Here is a 16,400-nt window from a genome sequence, read left to right on the forward strand (position 1 = left end):
AGTCCGGGGGGACTCGCTCCGCGCCTCCTCGACGCCTCACCTCAACGCCCGGTCTCGACGCGGCGCCACCGCCCGCGCCGCCGGCGCCACCCGCGTCAGACCATCGCGCTCCAGAACGGGCAGCAGACCTCCGGCAGCGGCCTCGTCCCGCCTGCGGCGAACGGGACTTCGGGCCCGCCGCGAGCACCGTCCACCCACTCCGAGCGGGCCACCCCCGGCGAGGTCGCCGTCAGCCGGGCCTCCCCCAGCGCGCCGAACTCCAGCGCGAGCCGGTAGCCGTCCGACGTGGTCGCGGCGACCCCGGGCAGGTCGCGACAGGCGTTCACCGAGGTGATGGTCCAGCCCCGCAGCCGCCACCCCGCCTCCACCACGGCCGGCAACTCCCCCCGCCGGGCGGCCGAGATGATCGTGACGATGTCCCGGCCGCGACCGACGTACCACTGGACGCCACCGTCGGCCGGGCCCGAGCCGGGCGCCGGCAGTCGCGCCCCCGCACAGGGCGGCGCGTGCCGCCAGGACAGCGCCGGCCGGACGGCGTCCAGCGTCTCCCGCAGCAGGTGCTCGCAACGCTCGGCGGCGACGGCCTGGTCCACCACCGCCCGCGCGGGCGGCGCGGGGGATCCGACCGGCTCCGGCCGCAGGGGCCCGGCCGGGATCTCGACGTTCACTTCGGCTCCACCAGACTGCACCGGGCCCTCCGCACTTCTCCCGGGGTTCAACCCGGGAAGGGATTCCGTCACTGCGTGGACGGCGCGCCGGAGCGCCACAGTTCCACGCCCCGTGCCGCGCGCCGCGCTTCCACGCACCACGTCGCACGGCGCAGCGCCGCACGAAGCCGCGCGCACCGCACCGCACCGCACACACCCCAAGAGTAAACTGCACCGAGTAGTGCAATCCACGCCGCGAAGGAGAGACCCCCGATGACCGCAGGGACGCCAGGAACACCGGGGAGCGCGGCGGCCGCCGCGGGCTCGCGCCGGATGCCGGAGAAGCGCCGGGCCATCGCCCGCGCGGCGAGCACGGTCTTCGGCCGCGAGGGCTACACCCGGGCCAGCGTGGACACCATCGCCGCCGAGGCCGGGGTCTCCAAGCGCACCATCTACAACCACTTCGGCGACAAGGAGAAGCTGTTCCTGTCCGTCGCCCTGGAGACGGCCGGCGAACTGACCGAGGTCATCGCCCGGTTGGCCGACCGGCACCTGCACAAGATCGTCGACCTGGAGGCCGACCTCACCGCCTTCGCGGTCGACCGCGCCCGGGCCGTCCTCGCCGCCGGCGACCACTACGCACTCGGCCGCACGATCCGCGCCGAAGCCGGCAACATCCCGCCCGAGGTGCTCGACGCCTGGCTGGACGCCGGCCCGCTCGCCTCCCAGCGCGACCTCACCGCACACTTCGGCCGCCTCGCCGGGCTGGGGCTGCTGCGGATCGAGGATCCGGAGCTCGCCGCCACCCAGTTCACCCTGCTCACCTTCAGCGGCGCCGCCGACCGCACCTTCTTCGGCGCGGTCCACGTCCCCGAGGCCGAGCTGCTGCCCGGCATCACCGCCGGGGTCCGCGCCTTCCTGCGCCTCTACGGCAGCTGATCCGACCGCCGATCCGACCGCTCCCGCGAGGGCCGGCCCGACTCCGGGGCCGGCCCTCGCCGCATGCCCGGCCACCACCGCGCAAGGGCCCGTGCAGCTGAACGCCCGGGACCCACACCCTCGCGCCGCGCGTCGCCGCACCCTCGCAAGCCTCAAAATGCACTGCACGGTGTAGTTGCCTCTATCGCCTACACCGTGTAGTTTACTTTCTGTCGGAAGGAGCCACCGCCCCGACCGCGAAGCGACCCGAGCCCCACCCGCCGAAGGGACCCAGCCATGCCCACCATCACCGTCGACACCGCCCGCATCCCCTACCGCGTCGTCGGCGAGGGCCCCGAGACCCTCGTCCTCGTCCACGGCACCGGGCCCGGCTCCGCCATGTGGGACCACCTGCTGGACGGCTTCACCGACCGCTACACCGTGCTGCTCCCCGAGCTGTCCGGCAGCGAGTCCGCCGAGGACGACGGCGGCGAGCTGACCGTCGAGGCCCTCGCCGCACAGGTCAACGCCGTCATCGACGACGCCGGCCGCGGCCCGGTCGACGTCGTCGGCTTCTCGCTCGGCGCGGTCGTCGCCACCGCCGCCGCGGCCCGCCGGCCGGAGCAGGTGCGCCGTCTGGTCGCCGCCGCGGGCTGGATCAACGCGGACGACGAGTACCTGCGCAACATGATGACCGTCTGGCTCGCCATCGCCGGCGACACCGCCGCCTTCGGCCGCTACGCCACCCTCACCGCGTTCAGCCGCGGCTTCCTCAACGGGATCGGGCGCGAGGGCGTCGAGGCCAACGCCGCGTTCATGCGGCCGACCCCCGGCACGCTGCGCCACATCGGCCTCAACCTGAACCTCGACATCACGGAGCTGCTCCCCCGCGTCCAGGCCCCGACCCTGGTGATCGGCTGCAGCCAGGACGCCACCATCCCGGTGGAGAACGCCCGCCGGCTGCACTCGGCCATCGCCGGCAGCGAGTACACCGAGTTCGACACCGGCCACGTCGTGGTCTTCGAACAGTCCGAGGCCTTCACCGCAAAGGTCCGCACCTTCCTCGCGGCCGCCTGACCGGCGGGTGACCCGCCCCGTCTCCACCGCCACCGTCACCGCCACGGCGTCCGATCCGCACCGCCGTCGGGACGGGGGTCGGAGCACACTCCGCCCCCGTCCGCAAGGTCCGTGACAGAACGTCCGATTATCGATCCTGCCGGGAACACGAATTGACCGTCCGTCAGTTCACGGAGAAGGCGGGCCCCGGCCCGCACCAGCCACTCCCGACCAGCTCGAAGAACGACCAGGAGACGATCGTGCGCATACTCTTCACCGGCCCGGCCGCGCCCAGCCACCTGTTCCCGATGGTGCCGACCGCGCAGGCCCTGCGGGCCGCCGGGCACGAGATCCTGTTCGCCAGCCCGAAGCCCATGGACCAGCTCCGGGCGGCCGGCTTCCCGATCGCCGAGATCGGCGACGGCCGGCCCCTGCGGGAGGCGTTCGCGGAGGCCACCGGCGACACGCGGTACTCCAGGCCGGACCTGGACCAGGACGAGATCCTCGACCTGGCCGCCGTGGCCTTCGCCTACGCCTCCCGTTCCACCGTGGACGACCTGCTCGCCGTCGCCGACGCGTGGGAGCCCGACCTGCTGGTCCACGACTCCTGCCTGGCCTCCGCCCAGCTGGTCGCGGCCAAGCTCAAGATCCCGGCGGCGCTCCAGAACTTCGGCTTCACCTCCGGCCTCGACCTGGCCGCCCGGCTGGCCACCCACTTCACCGACGTCTACGAGGCGCACGGCGTGGCCGGCCCGGCCGACACCACCCCGCTGGACATCGTCCCGGCCTCGCTCGGCGGCGACGGGGGCGGCCTGCGGATGCGCTACCTCCCCTACAACGGGGGCGGTGTCGTTCCCGGCGACCTGCTGCGCCGGGGCACCCGGCCGCGGGTCGCGGTCACCCTGGGCACCGTGGTCGCCGACATGGACGGCGTCCACGCGATCACCCGCCTGATCGAGTCGGCCGCCTCGGTCGACGCCGAGTTCCTGCTCGCCGTCGGCGGCGCCGACCTCACCCACCTCGGCCCCCTGCCGGCCAACGTCCGGCCGCTGCCGTGGGTCCCGCTGGCGGAGCTGCTGCGGGTCTGCGACGCGGCGGTCCACCACGGTGGTTCCGGCAGCACGCTCACCGCCCTGCAGGCCGGCCTGCCCCAGCTCCTCCTCCCCCAGGGTGCCGACAACTTCGCCGTCGCCGACATCCTCACCGCCAGCGGCGCCGCCCTGCGCTCGGCCTCCGACGACGTGGACACCCCGCTGCTCACCCGTCTCGTCACCGACCCGGCGCTCCGCGACGCCGCCGCCCGCCTCCGGGCCGACAACGACGCGCTCCCCACCCCCGCCGCCCTCGTCCCGGCCATCGAGGCCCTCGCCACCGGCCCGCGCTGAGCCACGCCGACCCGCGCCGACTCACGCCGGTCCACGCCCGGGCCGCCCGGGGAACACCAAAGCCGCAGGTCGGATGACCTGCGGCTTTGCCGTGCCGGGGCGCCCGCTCAGGACGCCCGCTCCCGGCTGCGCAGCGCGGCGCGGGCCGGCAGCCAGGTGCCCACGGCGGCGAGCGCGGCACCGCCGGCGAGCACGAGCGCGAGCTCGCCGATCGGCACGGCGACCGGGGCGGTGCCCCGGGTGATGCCCTGGGCGTAGGTGGTGAGCACCGCGAACGCGATCCCGAGGCCGAGCACCGTGGCGATCGCGACGGAGGTCGCGGTCTCCCAGCCGAGCATCCGGCGGACCTGGCGGCGGGTGGTGCCGATCAGCCGCAGGGCGGTGAACTCCTGGCGGCGGTCGGTGATGCTCATGGCGAGGGTGTTGAGGACGGCGATGGCGACGAAGGCGATGATCAGGCCGAGGGTGACGTAACCGATCTGGGCGCTCGTCCGGTTGCCCGCGGACTGCGCGGCGGCACGGTCCAGGACGCCGATGCCCGGCTCGGCCCGCAGCGCGGCGGCCAGCGCCTGCCGGGCGACGCCCTCGCCCCGGACGAGCAGGTTGTCGTCGAGGGGGACGTCGACGTGCGCGGCGACCAGGCCGTGCGCCAGGGTCAGGTCCCCGAAGCCCAGGCCCCGGGCGTACAGGGCGACGACCGTGACCTCGGCCGGGGTGCCGTCGGCGAGGGTGAGCCGGATCCGCTGGCCGAGCCGGTAGCCCAGCCCGTCCGCGGCCGCCGCCGTACCGTCCGCCAGCGCGGCGATGTCGCCCGCGGTCACGCCCAGGTCGAGGGTGTCGGTCAGCCCTTCGGGCGTGACCGCCTGCACGCTGCGCTTGGTCAGGCCGTCCCGGACCTGGGTGTGCAGCACCCGGGTCACGGTCCGCACCCCGGGGACGGCGGCGACCGACGCGGCGGCGGAGGCGGGCACCCGCGGCCCGACCACGAAGTCGGCGACGCTCCCCCGGTCGCGCTGCTCCCCCGCGGCGCCGTCGACGGTGGTCTGGGTGAACAGGATGGTGCAGGCCATCGCGACCAGCAGGGTCAGCGGGGTGACCACCGAGGCCAGCCGGTGCGCCGCGGCCCGCAGGTTGTGGGCGGCGAGGTAGCCGCCGACCCGGGAGACCCGCAGCGGCAGGCCCAGCACCGCGACACCGGCCCGGACGACCAGCGGACCGAGCAGGGACAGCGCCGTGCACCACAGCAGGACGGCGATGAAGCAGACCGGGGTGGAGGCCTGGTCCGAGTGCAAGGCGGTGAGCAGGGCGGTGAGGACGACGGCGCCGACGGTGGCCAGGACGCCGAAGACGATCCGGGCCCAGCCCAGGTGCGGCGGCTTGAGCTCGGCCTCGCCGAGGGCCTCCACCGGCTTGATGGCGGTGGCCCGCCGGGCCGAGATCCGGGCGGCGCCCCAGCCGGCCAGCAGGGTGGCGCCGGCGGCGGCGATCACGGGGAACGGGGAGAGGACGACGGGGAGGTTCGCCGGGATCACGTCCAGCGCGACGAACCGGTCGCGGAGCCAGCCGCCCAGCGGCAGCCCCGCGGCGGCGCCGAGGACTCCGGCGGCCAGGCCCACGGCGAGCGCCTCGCTGCCGATCATCTTCCGGACCTGACGTCCGGTCGCGGCGACGGCGCGCAGCACCGCGATCTCACGCTGGCGCTGCTGGATCGACAGGCCGAAGGTGCCGACGACGACCAGCAGGGCGACGAGCAGGGAGGTGCCGGCCAGGACGGCGCCCATGCTGACCAGGCGCACCCGGGCGTTGGCGGCGTCGGGGAACTCCACCGGTCCGCGGTCGTCGCCGGTGCGGACGACGGCGGCGGGGGCGGCCGGGGTGGCCGGGGTGCTCCGGAGCAGCGCCTCGACATCGGCGGCGGCCGAGGGCGCGGCCGGGAACACGCCGATCGCGCTGACCAGGCCGTCGTGGCCGGCGAGCTGCCGGGCCCGCTCGGGGGCGAAGTACACCGCGGCCTGGCTGGCGAAGCCCTGGGCGGTGACGCCGACGACGCGGACGGCCTGCGTCCCCGTGGCGGTGCGGGCCTGCGCGGTGGAGCCGACGGACAGGTGGGCCCGGGCGGCCGTGGCCGCGTCCAGCACGACCTCGTCGGCGGCCGACGGCGCGTTCCCGGAGGCCAGGGTCACGCCGGCCAGCGGCGCGGACTCCCATCCGTGGCCCCAGGACTCGCTCGTGGGGCCACCGGGCAGCAGCACCGGGAAGGTCACCTCGGTGCTGACGGCCCGCACCGAGGGCAGCGCCCCGATGCGCTCGGCGAGTGCGGCCGGCACCCAGGCGTGGTCGGCGATCGGCTTGGCCTTCTCCTTGACCTTGCCCTTGCCCTTGTTCTCGACGTGGTGGACGTTCTGGTCCCCGGCGACCACGATCGGCGCGGCCGCGTACCGCTCGGGCTGGACGCTGCCGAGCAGCCCCGTGGCCAGCAGCGTCCCGCAGCCGCAGACCAGCGCGGCGGCGCAGAACAGGGCGACGAAGGCACCGGCGAAGCCGGCCTTGCGGTACCGGAGCGTGGCGAGGGCGAAGCTGAGCATCATCGGTTCCACGCTCCCAGGCGGATCATGCGGTCGGCGACCTTGGCGGCGGTCGGCGCGGACATCGTGTCGGCGACCCGGCCGTCGGCCAGGAACAGCACGTCGTCGGCGTAGGACGCGGCGACCGGGTCGTGGGTGACCATGACGATGGTCTGGCCGAACTCGTCGACGGTCTGCCGGAGCAGGGTCAGGACCTCGCGGGCGGTCATGGTGTCCAGCGCGCCGGTCGGCTCGTCGGCGAAGAGCACCTCGGGGTCCGAGATCAGGGCGCGGGCGATGGCGACGCGCTGCTGCTGGCCGCCGGACAGCTGCCCCGGGCGGTGTCCGGTCCGCTCCTGCAGCCCCACCCGCCCGACGAGTTCGGCCAGCCGCGCGCCGTCGGCCCGGCGGCCGGCCAGACGCAGCGGCAGCGTGATGTTCCGCTCGACGGTCAGCGACGGGATGAGGTTGAAGGACTGGAACACGAACCCCGCCCGCTCCCGGCGCAGTTCGGTCAGCTTGGTCTCACTGAGCCGCGACAGGTCGGTGTCCCCCAGGCGGACCGTCCCGGAGGTCGGGCGGTCCAGTCCGGCCGCGCAGTGCAGGAAGGTGCTCTTGCCCGAACCGGAGGGGCCCATCACCGCGGTGAAGCCGCCCTTGGGCAGCCGCACCGTCACCTCGCGCAGTGCGGCGACGGCGCCCCGCCCCTTGCCGTAGACCTTGCTCACGGCTTCCAAACTGATCGCTTCGCTCATGCCTCCAGCCTGCCGAGCCGTGAACTCCCGGGACAGGGAGCGGATCACGAGCCGACCGTGACATCGTCACGGGTAGGGTCGTCGCATGATCAGACTCCTGCTGGCGGAGGACCAACACGTGGTGCGCAGCGCGCTGGTGGCGCTGCTGGAGCTGGAGCCCGACCTGGAGGTCGTCGCCCAGGCCGGCTCGGCCGACGACGTGGTGCCGCGCGCCATGGTCGTCACACCCGACGTGGCGGTGCTCGACATCGAGATGCCCGGGCGTACCGACGGCCTCCAGGCGGCGGCGGCACTGAAGGAGAAGGTGCCGAACTGCCGGACCCTGATGCTCACTTCGAACGGACGGCCCGGGCTGCTCCGCCGGGCCCTGGAGGCGAAGGTCGACGGCTTCCTGCTGAAGACCGCTCCGCCGGAGGAGCTCGTGGCGGCGATCCGGCAGGTGGCCGGCGGCGGCCGGGTGCTGGACCGGGGCCTCGCCGTCGCGGCGTGGGACCTCGCGGACAACCCGCTGACACCGCGTGAGAACGGCGTGCTGCGGGAGCTGGCCGAGGGCGCCGAACCGCCGGAGATCGCGGCGCGGCTGCACCTGTCGACGGGGACCGTCCGCAACGTGCTGACCGCGGTCGTCGGCAAGCTCAACGCCCGGAACCGGACGGACGCGGTGCGCATCGCGCGCGAGGCGGGCTGGCTGTAACCGGCGTTACCGCTCCCGTGGCCCCCAGGGCCTCAGGGCCTCAGCCCGCCGGCACCTCGGCCCGCAGCAGGTACCAGCCGTCGTCCGGACCGGCCGCCAGGGTCCCGCCGATGGCGGTGAGCCGGACGGTCAGGCCGCCGATCCCGGAGCCGGGCGCCCGGACCCCGTCCGGCACCCCGTCGTTCTCCACCTCCAGCCGCACCGAGTCCTCGTCCACCGAGGTGGCGATGCGCGCGTGGCGGGCGCAGCTGTGCCGCAGGATGTTGGTGACGGCCTCCCGGAGCACCACGCTCAGCACGGCCCCCGCCGCCGCCGGCACCGGTACGTCGTCGACCTCCACCTTGATCGCGGCCGCCTCCAACACCGCCGTCGCCGAAGCCAGTTCAGCCTCGAACGACAACCGGGGGCCGCCGCCGACCACCGTCCGCAGCTCGCTCTCCCCGCGCTCGGCCAGCCGCACGATGTCCCGCAGCTCGGCCCGGCCGCGGCCGGGGTCGGTGGCCGCCAGACGCCGGGCGAGTTCGGCCTTGAGCAGGATCGCGGTCAGTCCGTGGCCGAGCAGGTCGTGCAGGTCGCGGGCGGCGCGCAGACGCTCGGTCACCACCGCGGCACGGGCCAGGCCGGCCCCCGCCCGTTGCAGCTCCCGCACCAGACGGACCAGCCGCAGCACCCCGTAGACGACGACGCAGGTGATCAGTGCGTCGACGGCGGCGAGCAGCGCGGGCACCACGCCGCCGCCGGTGATCACGCCACCGGCCACCGCCGCCGCGGCGGCGAACGCCAGGCCGGCCCGCAACGGCAGGGCGATCAGCAGCGAGCCGGCGAGGATGCCGACCGCGCCGATCCAGTTCCGCCCGAACCAGGGCAACGGAACGAGCGCGAGGGCCGCCGAGGCGAGCAGGACGAGGCGGGCGCGGCGCGGCGATTCCTGGGTCGCGAAGCGGATCTGGAGCCCGCAGAACACCAGCAGACACGGCACGCCGAGGCCGAGCAGGGGCACCGGCACGAGCAGCACGGCCTTGACGCAGAAGGTGCCGAGGACGAGGAAGTACAGGCCGAGCACGGTCCGCAGCTCGGGCGGATCGGCGGCCGCCGCCGGCGCGGGGGTGGCCGCCACCGCCGCCTCGACGGCGAAGCGACCGTCCGGCTCCAGACCGGCCGTCAGCCGCCCGCCGACGGCGCGGACCCGGTCGGCGAGGCCGTCGAGGACGTCGGCGCCGAGCGCGGCCGTCGGCACGCCGTCGCTGACCACCCGCAGCACCACCTGCCCGGCCCGCTCGCCGGTGACGATCTCGCACCGGCGCGCGTCGCCGACCCGCACCACCGCGGTGACCGCCTCGCGCAGCACCGTCGCCAGGACCGTCCCGGCCGGTCCGAGCGGCTCCGAGTGCCCGACCCGAAGGTCGGCGGCGATGCCCGCGGACGTCAGCAGGGCCCGGGCACTGGCCGCCTCGGGAGCCAGCGACAGGCTGCGCAACTCGGCCGCCGTCGCCCGGGTCGCCGCCAGGGTCCGGCGCGCCGCGGCGAGGAGGTCGTCCAGGACCGTCGGGTCGTCCCGCAGCGCCAGGCCGTGGACCTCCGCCAGCCCGTCGGCGAGGTCGGTCTCCAGGCCGGCCGCGATCCGCAGCCGCTCGGCGGTGACGGCGGAGGCCGCCAGCGTGAGCCGGGCGGCGTGCGCCCGCGTCGCGAACAGCGCCAGCGTGGTGACGGCGTACAGCATGATGCCGCCGATCGCCACGATGAGCGTCATGTCGACGGTGTCCCGCACGCTGCCCGAGCGCGTCAGCTCGACCAGCGCCGCGGAGCCGCCGAACAACAGCAGCAGGATCCACCGGCGTTCGAGCAGCAGCGAGGCGGCCGGGAGGCAGAGCAGACCGATCGAGACCCCGAGCGGCGCGACCGCGAGACAGCCGACGGCCAGTTCGACCGCCGTCCAGGCCACCGGCGGCGCCACCGGGACGAGCCGCCGCAGCGCCGGCGTGCTGTGCCGGAGCTGCACCACCACCAGCGCGAGACAGGCCACCGCGACGGCGAGGCCGGCCGCCGGCTCCGCCGGGACGCGCGCCAGCCCCTTCAGCAGGTGCACCGAGGCCACGGCGACGGCGGCCGCGACGACCAACGCGTGCGACAGCCGCGACGCGACGTCCTTGCCCGGTGCCCCCTCCACCCGGGCATGGTACGCGCAGGACGATCAAGGAGGAACGCCCCTCGGGCCCGGCCGGCACGCCCCGGACCGCCGACCGCCGTCCACGTCTCCTACCGGTGCGCCGGCGGCGCGGAGAGGCCGTCGAGCTCGCGGGCGAGCCGGGCCCCCTCGCGCGTCATGATCTCCGGGTCGCGCAGCGCGTTGGCGAGCAGCGACATGCCCTGGTAGGCGCCGACGAGCGCCAGTGCGTACCCCTCGGGGTCGGCCACGCCCAGCTGCCGGTACTGCTGCTCCACCCAGTCCAGCAGCTGGCGGATGACCTGCCCCGCCGCGAGGTCGAGCCCGCCCTCGGCCCGCTTGTCGAGCTCGACGGCCAGGGTGCCGGTGGGGCAGCCGAAGCGGGCCGCGGTGTCGCGCTGACCGACCCACGTGGCGACCAGGCTCTTGAGGCGTTCGCGCGGGTCGGGGAGCTGGTCGAGCCGGTGGGTCAGGGCCGCCAGGTATCCGGAGTGCTCGGCGAGCGCGGCTTCGACCAGCTCGTCCTTGGTCTTGAAGTAGTAGTACACGTTGCCCGCCGGGACGTCGGCGGCGCGGGCGATGTCAGCGATGGTCGTGCGCTCCACGCCCTGCTCGTGCAGGACCCGGGCGGTGGCGGCCGTCAGACGCTGCCGCTTGTCGGCGGCTGCCGCGCGAGGCGGCCGGGAATCCTTTGAGTCAGTCACCCGACTAACTATAGACAACCCACCGCCCCACCGTGCTAGCGTCTCTTCCGACGGAATAAGTCAGTCAACTAACTCAGATGAAGACGAACCGAGGAGATCGACATGATCGTCGTGACGGGTGCGACCGGGAACGTCGGACGGGCGCTGGTGCGCATGCTCACCGAGGCGCAGCTGCCGGTGACGGCCGTGGCGCGGCACATCACCGACGCCGACGTGCCGCCGGGGGTGCGGGCGGTGGCCGCCGACCTGGCCGAGCCGGCCGGCCTGCGGGACGCCTTCGACGGCGCGCGGGCGCTGTTCCTGCTGGTGGCCGGCGAGGACCCGGACGGCATCCTGGCGGCGGCACGGGCCGCCGGCGTCGGCCAGGTGGTGCTGCTCTCCTCGCAGGGCGCCGGCACCCGACCGCAGGCGTACCGGCACCCGGGCCTGTTCGAGGCGGCCGTGCGGACGTCCGGTCTCGACTGGACCGTCCTGCGCTCGGGCGGGATGACGACCAACGCCTTCGCCTGGGCGGAGTCGATCCGCACCCGGCGGGCGGCCGATGCGCCGTTCGGTGACGTCGGCCTGCCCTTCGTCGACCCCGAGGACGTGGCCGCGGTCGCCGCCGCCGTCCTGCGGGACCAGGGCGCCCACCTCGGCGCCACCTACACCCTGACCGGGCCCGCCCCGACCACCCCGCGCGAGCGGGCGGCGGCGATCGCGGCGGCGCTGGGCGAGCCCGTGCACTTCACCGAGCAGACCCGCGCGCAGGCGCACGAGCAGATGGCGCGGTTCATGCCGCTGCCCGTCGTCGAGGGCACCCTGGCCATCCTGGGCGAGCCGACCGAGGACGAGCAGCGGGTGAGCCCCGACGTCGAGCGCGTCCTGGGCCGGGCGCCGGGCAGCTTCGGCAGCTGGGCCGAACGCAACGCCCCGGCCTTCCGGTGAGCACGACGGTCGATCACATCTCCCGACTCGCCCCCACCGAAGGACCGGAATCATGGCTGTTCAGAACATCCTCGACTCGACCATGCACCACCGGGAGTCCGGCACCGGCACGCCGATCGTCTTCCTGCACGGCAACCCGACCTCGTCCCACCTGTGGCGCGAGGTCATGCCGGCCGTCGGCGCCGGGCGGCTGCTGGCCCCCGACCTCATCGGCATGGGCGAGTCGGGCAAACCCGCGATCGACTACACGTTCGCCGACCACGCCCGCTACCTGGACGCCTGGTTCGACGCGCTCGACCTGCGGGACGTCGTCCTGGTCGGGCACGACTGGGGTGGCGCCCTCGCCTTCGACTGGGCCGCGCGCCACCCGGCCCGGGTCCGCGGCATCGCCTTCACCGAGACCATCGTGAAGCCGATGAGCTGGGAGGAGTTCCCCGAGGGCGGCCGGGAGCTGTTCCGGGCGATCAAGACCGACGGCGTCGGCGAGACGATGATCCTCGACGACAACGCCTTCATCGAGCAGGGCCTGCCCGGCACCAGCGCCACCGCGCTCACCGAGGGCGACCTCGACGTCTACCGCAAGCCGTACCCGACCCGGGAGAGCCGGAAGCCGCTGCTGCAGTGGCCGCGCTCGATGCCGCTGGGCGGCGAGCCCGCCGAGGTGGTGGCCAGGATCGAGGCCTACGACCGGTGGCTGGCGACCAGCCCGGAGGTGCCAAAACTGCTGCTCACCTTCGAGCCCGGACCGGGGGCGATGATGCACGAGGGCATCGTCGCGTGGTGCGCGGCGAACATCGCCGCCCTGGAGATCGAGCACTCACCGGCCGTCGCCGGCCACCACACGCCGGAGGACCAGCCGCTGCTCATCGCCACGGCCGTCTCGGCCTGGGCCGACCGCTTCGGCCTTCGCCACCCGTAGCACCCGCCCGCCGTACCCGACCGTCGATCCGCCGCATGCGCAGGGACGTTGACGACCTTTGGGAGACCACCGCCCACGACCCGGGCCGGCGCCCTCGACCACCGTCGCCCATCGCCCCTGGCGCGACAGTCGCGCGGAGCCCAGGACCGGTCCGGACAACAAGAAAGCCCCAGGCCGTTGACCTGGGGCTTTACCTCTGGAGCGGGCGACGAGAATCGAACTCGCGCTATAAGCTTGGGAAGCTCATGTTCTACCATTAAACTACGCCCGCCTGATGAGCCGTCAGAGACCGCTCGATCTGCCCTCACTGTACCCCATGCGTGACGCCCGTTGCACAGGTGACCCGGGGTCGTGGCGGAGCCGCCCGGGACGGGGGCGGAGGCGTACTGTGTGGGCCGCGTGAGAGTGCTCCGGCGGGTGGGTTTCGGGGCGGCGAGCCATGCTGTGGAATGTCCGGAACATCCCCTAATGTGACGCTGTCCCGAGGGCTCCGCCGTTCGGGGTGCGATGAGTACGGGTGAGTACCGGGGTAAGGATGGGAAGGGGACCGATGGAGCAGCGCGCCGTCGTTCGTTGTGCCGAGGGGCACCTGTTCAGCACCACCACGTTCCCGATGCAGAACCTCGGGCCGGGCCGGTTGGGGCCCGGGCGGCTGATCCGCTGTCCGCAGTGCGGACGGATGCGCAGTTCGGTGCTGGCCGACGTACGGGAGCTGTCCGCGCCGCAACTGGCCCGGGCGATGCGGCTGGAGGCCGCGGAGTTCCTGGCCTGACGGCGGGCACGAGGACGGAACGGGCCCCGGGCGATTCGTCCGGGGCCCTGTCGTGCACGTAACCTCGAAGCGTGCTGCTCTCTGACAAGGACATTCGGGCCGAGATCGACAAGGGCCGGGTCACGATCGACCCGTTCGACCCTGCGATGATCCAGCCTTCCAGTATCGACGTGCGGCTGGACCGCTTCTTCCGGGTGTTCGAGAACCACCGGTACCCGCACATCGACCCCTCCGAGGAGCAGCCGGACCTGACCCGGCTGGTCGAGCCGGAGGGCGACGACGCGTTCATCCTGCACCCGGGCGAGTTCGTGCTGGCGTCGACCTACGAGGTCATCACGCTGCCGGACGACGTCGCCTCGCGGCTGGAGGGCAAGTCCAGCCTGGGTCGGCTCGGCCTGCTGACGCACTCCACGGCCGGCTTCATCGACCCCGGCTTCAGCGGTCACGTCACGCTGGAGCTGTCGAACGTCGCGACGCTGCCGATCAAGCTCTACCCGGGGATGAAGATCGGGCAGCTCTGCCTGTTCCGGCTCTCCTCGCCGTCCGAGCACCCCTACGGCTCGGCGCGGTACGGCTCGCGCTACCAGGGCCAGCGCGGCCCGACGCCGTCCCGCTCGTTCCTGAACTTCCACCGCACCGAGGTCTGAGCAGAGCGGACGCAGCACGCGGCACGCACGGCGGGCGGCCACCCCTGGAGCGAGGGGTGGCCGCCCGCGGCGTTGTCAGCGGTGTTCAGGCGCGCTCGGGGCGGGTGACGGCGACGAGTTCGCTGCCGTCCTCGGAGAGCCGCAGCTCGGTGCGGAGCCCGGCCAGCTCGCCCAGGTGGTGCAGGTGGGTGCCGCCGCAGGAGATCTGCGCGGGCCCCTCGGGCAGCTCGCAGTGCCACTGGCGGCGGGCGGTGAGCTCGGGACCGGGGACGTCGATGCGGACCGGGGCGTCGGCGGCGACCCAGGCGGCCAGCTGCCGGTTGACCGCCTCGGTGAGGGCGGGCAGGGCGTCGGCGAGGGCCGGGAGGTCCTCGGTGGCCTCGGCGGTGAAGCCCTTCTTGCGCAGCGACTTGCCGAGCCGGTAGGTGTCGGTGCTCGCCTCGGTGTCCATCACGGAGGTGGCCATCGCGAGGCTGTCGAAGTCCGGGTTGCCGAAGGCGTCCGAGCGGCCCGGGTCCTTGCGCCAGCGCGGTGCGAGGGCCGCGTTCAGGGCGAGGGCGAGCAGGTGGCAGCCGCTGTGCGAGGCGCTGAGCGCGGCGCGCCGGCCGGGGTCGACGGCGAGGGTCGCGGCCTTGCCGGCGAGGTCGCCCGGGTCCCCCTCGACCACGTGCAGGACCAGCCAGGACCACTCCTCGTCGCCGCGGCGGACCGGGATGTCGGCGCCGACCAGCGGCGCGCCCCCGTCCGGGCCCACCGCTCCGGTCAGGCAGTCGACGACGGCCAGTTCGGTGCCGTCCACGGTGAGGGTGCCGAGGTCGGCCGGCTGGTCGGGCCAGGTGTGGTCGAGCGGGTGGAACGGCGTCGCCTCCGTGACGACCGCGTGGCGGCCGCCGTCCAGCGGGTGCACCGCGAGCACCGGGGACTCGCCGGTCACCGCCCCGGCCGGGAAGCTGACGTGGGTGGTGGGGAGGGTCATGCCTGGCTCCGTGCGCGTGAGGGTGGTGGAAGCGGAACGGGCCCCGCAGGCGGGGCCCGTCGACCATTCTCCCCCGGGCCGCCGACGGGCCGCCCACGGTTCGCTCAGCCCAGGGTGGGCAGTTTGATCAGCACCAGCAGCGCCAGGAGCTGCAGCGCGGCGGCACCGGCGGCCTTGCCCCACGGCAGGTCGTGCACCCGGCGGACCATCGTGGTCAGCAGCACGGCGCAGAGCAGCCAGGTGGCCCAGCCGACGACCTGGACGACGATGTTGTCGGACGGCAGCACCAGCGCCAGCAGCAGCCGGGGCGCGTCCGTCGTCCAGCCGATCAGCACCGCCAGGCCGACCGTCGACTTCCACGGGCCGTCCCCGCCGAACTGGCGGGCCAGCGCGTACGTCACCGCACCGAGGGTGGCGCCGGCCACGGTGAAGCCGATCGCGGCGACGACCATGGCGGTGAGCGCGCTGGTGAAGGTCGAGTTGACCACGTCGTCGTGGGTCAGGCCGATGCCGAGCACGGCCAGCGCGCCGTACAGCAGCGAGACGGTGAGCGCGGGCAGCCAGACCTGGTGGTCGCGGACGCGGTCGAAGGTCGCGGTCGGACTGCGGAAGATCCCGGTCAGCAGCTCGCGCCAGCGCGGGCGCGGGCCGGTGGTGTGCGGGGCGGCCTGGCCGCCGGCCCGGTACACCGCGACGTTGTCCTCGTGGTGACCGTCCTGGCCGTACCCCGGCTCCTGGCCGTAGCCCTGGCCCTGGTCGTAGCCGTGGCCCTGGTCGTAGTCCTGCTGGTAGCCCTGGTCGTAGCCGCCCTGCGGGTACGGCTGCTGCCCGTACTGCGCCGGGTACCCCTGCTGCGGGTACGGCTCGCCCGCGTACGGGTCGGTGCCGGTCGGGAAGGCCCGGGTGTGGCCGGGCTGGTCGGCGGCGTACGGGTCGTACCCGCCGGGACCGCCGGGACCGCCCGCGGGGGCGCCACCGTGACCGCCCGCGGGAGCGCCGCCCGGCGCCCCCGGGTGCGGAGCCGTCCCCCGGTGCGGAGCCGTGAAGTACTCCGGACCGTCCGCCTGCCCGTACCCCCCGGGCGCCCCCGCCGAGGGGGGAGGAGCCGACCACCCGCCGCGGGGGTCGGCGCCCTGACCGCTGTCGTATCGATTACCAGCCACGCTCCGAAGGTACCCGTCCGGCCGACTCCGCGTCGGTCGGGCACCGAGCCGGGGCCGGTTTGCAGCGAGCCTGTGACGACAGTGCGCCCTCGCCGGCCCAGGCACCCCC

15 protein-coding genes and 1 tRNA gene are annotated in these 16,400 nt (G+C 74.5%); 8 read left to right on the top strand and 8 right to left on the bottom strand.

Features of this window, described 5'->3' with window-relative positions:
* Positions 1-95: 95 nt before the first annotated feature.
* Positions 96-668 carry a hypothetical protein gene (locus ACFVYI_RS25550; protein ID WP_387889497.1) on the bottom strand — a complete coding sequence of 191 codons (573 nt, stop codon included), beginning with the start codon at positions 666-668 and terminating at the stop codon, positions 96-98.
* A 252-nt stretch (positions 669-920) separates the two neighbouring features.
* Between ACFVYI_RS25550 and ACFVYI_RS25555 the strand changes: the two genes are divergently transcribed.
* The 3 genes from ACFVYI_RS25555 (at position 921) to ACFVYI_RS25565 (ending at position 4,006) form a co-directional block, all read left to right on the top strand.
* Positions 921-1,586 carry a TetR/AcrR family transcriptional regulator gene (locus ACFVYI_RS25555; protein WP_387889500.1) on the top strand — a complete coding sequence of 222 codons (666 nt, stop codon included), beginning with the start codon at positions 921-923 and terminating at the stop codon, positions 1,584-1,586.
* A 276-nt stretch (positions 1,587-1,862) separates the two neighbouring features.
* Entirely contained in the window at positions 1,863-2,642 is a 780-nt protein-coding gene (locus ACFVYI_RS25560; protein WP_387889502.1) for an alpha/beta fold hydrolase, read from the top strand.
* A gap of 152 nt (positions 2,643-2,794) precedes the next feature.
* On the top strand, positions 2,795-4,006 hold the full coding sequence (locus ACFVYI_RS25565) for a nucleotide disphospho-sugar-binding domain-containing protein (RefSeq protein ID WP_387889505.1): 1,212 nt from the start codon (positions 2,795-2,797) through the stop codon (positions 4,004-4,006).
* 107 nt (positions 4,007-4,113) lie between these two features.
* On the opposite strand, the gene ACFVYI_RS25570 is transcribed toward ACFVYI_RS25565, so the two are convergent.
* Together ACFVYI_RS25570 and ACFVYI_RS25575 are read right to left on the bottom strand one after the other, a co-directional pair.
* On the bottom strand, positions 4,114-6,594 hold the full coding sequence (locus tag ACFVYI_RS25570) for an ABC transporter permease (RefSeq protein WP_387889507.1): 2,481 nt from the start codon (positions 6,592-6,594) through the stop codon (positions 4,114-4,116).
* The gene (locus ACFVYI_RS25575; protein WP_387889509.1) at positions 6,591-7,325 is read right to left on the bottom strand and encodes an ABC transporter ATP-binding protein; all 735 of its coding nucleotides are present in this window, start codon (positions 7,323-7,325) and stop codon (positions 6,591-6,593) included. The genes ACFVYI_RS25570 and ACFVYI_RS25575 overlap by 4 nt, the downstream gene beginning before the upstream one ends.
* Before the next feature lie 85 nt (positions 7,326-7,410).
* Here ACFVYI_RS25575 and ACFVYI_RS25580 point away from each other — a divergent pair, with 85 nt between their 5' ends.
* Positions 7,411-8,019 carry a DNA-binding response regulator gene (locus tag ACFVYI_RS25580; protein WP_387889510.1) on the top strand — a complete coding sequence of 203 codons (609 nt, stop codon included), beginning with the start codon at positions 7,411-7,413 and terminating at the stop codon, positions 8,017-8,019.
* Between the two features lie 40 nt (positions 8,020-8,059).
* Here the strand turns inward: ACFVYI_RS25580 and ACFVYI_RS25585 are convergent, their stop codons facing one another.
* Entirely contained in the window at positions 8,060-10,186 is a 2,127-nt protein-coding gene (locus ACFVYI_RS25585) for a histidine kinase (RefSeq protein WP_387889513.1), read from the bottom strand.
* An 89-nt stretch (positions 10,187-10,275) separates the two neighbouring features.
* Complete coding sequence (locus tag ACFVYI_RS25590; RefSeq protein WP_387889515.1) at positions 10,276-10,887, bottom strand: TetR/AcrR family transcriptional regulator; 612 nt, start codon at positions 10,885-10,887, stop codon at positions 10,276-10,278.
* A gap of 102 nt (positions 10,888-10,989) precedes the next feature.
* Here ACFVYI_RS25590 and ACFVYI_RS25595 point away from each other — a divergent pair, with 102 nt between their 5' ends.
* Together ACFVYI_RS25595 and ACFVYI_RS25600 are read left to right on the top strand one after the other, a co-directional pair.
* A complete protein-coding gene (locus tag ACFVYI_RS25595; RefSeq protein ID WP_387889517.1) occupies positions 10,990-11,814 on the top strand; it encodes an SDR family oxidoreductase in 825 nt (274 codons plus the stop codon).
* A gap of 52 nt (positions 11,815-11,866) precedes the next feature.
* Entirely contained in the window at positions 11,867-12,733 is an 867-nt protein-coding gene (locus ACFVYI_RS25600; RefSeq protein WP_387889519.1) for a haloalkane dehalogenase, read from the top strand.
* Positions 12,734-12,930: 197 nt separating this feature from the next.
* Here the strand turns inward: ACFVYI_RS25600 and ACFVYI_RS25605 are convergent.
* Positions 12,931-13,004 (bottom strand) — tRNA-Gly (locus ACFVYI_RS25605).
* A 279-nt stretch (positions 13,005-13,283) separates the two neighbouring features.
* Between ACFVYI_RS25605 and ACFVYI_RS25610 the strand changes: the two genes are divergently transcribed.
* Complete coding sequence (locus tag ACFVYI_RS25610) at positions 13,284-13,505, top strand: hypothetical protein (RefSeq protein WP_329488707.1); 222 nt, start codon at positions 13,284-13,286, stop codon at positions 13,503-13,505.
* A 71-nt stretch (positions 13,506-13,576) separates the two neighbouring features.
* Complete coding sequence (gene dcd, locus ACFVYI_RS25615; protein ID WP_387889522.1) at positions 13,577-14,152, top strand: dCTP deaminase; 576 nt, start codon at positions 13,577-13,579, stop codon at positions 14,150-14,152.
* A gap of 85 nt (positions 14,153-14,237) precedes the next feature.
* On the opposite strand, the gene ACFVYI_RS25620 is transcribed toward dcd, so the two are convergent.
* Together ACFVYI_RS25620 and ACFVYI_RS25625 are read right to left on the bottom strand one after the other, a co-directional pair.
* A complete protein-coding gene (locus tag ACFVYI_RS25620; protein ID WP_387889525.1) occupies positions 14,238-15,128 on the bottom strand; it encodes a metal-dependent hydrolase in 891 nt (296 codons plus the stop codon).
* Between the two features lie 104 nt (positions 15,129-15,232).
* Positions 15,233-16,291, bottom strand: a complete 1,059-nt coding sequence (locus ACFVYI_RS25625; RefSeq protein WP_387889528.1) for a YIP1 family protein — start codon at positions 16,289-16,291, stop codon at positions 15,233-15,235.
* Positions 16,292-16,400 lie beyond the last annotated feature (109 nt).

The organism is Kitasatospora sp. NPDC058218 (assembly GCF_042882445.1).
Lineage (GTDB): Bacteria > Actinomycetota > Actinomycetes > Streptomycetales > Streptomycetaceae > Kitasatospora.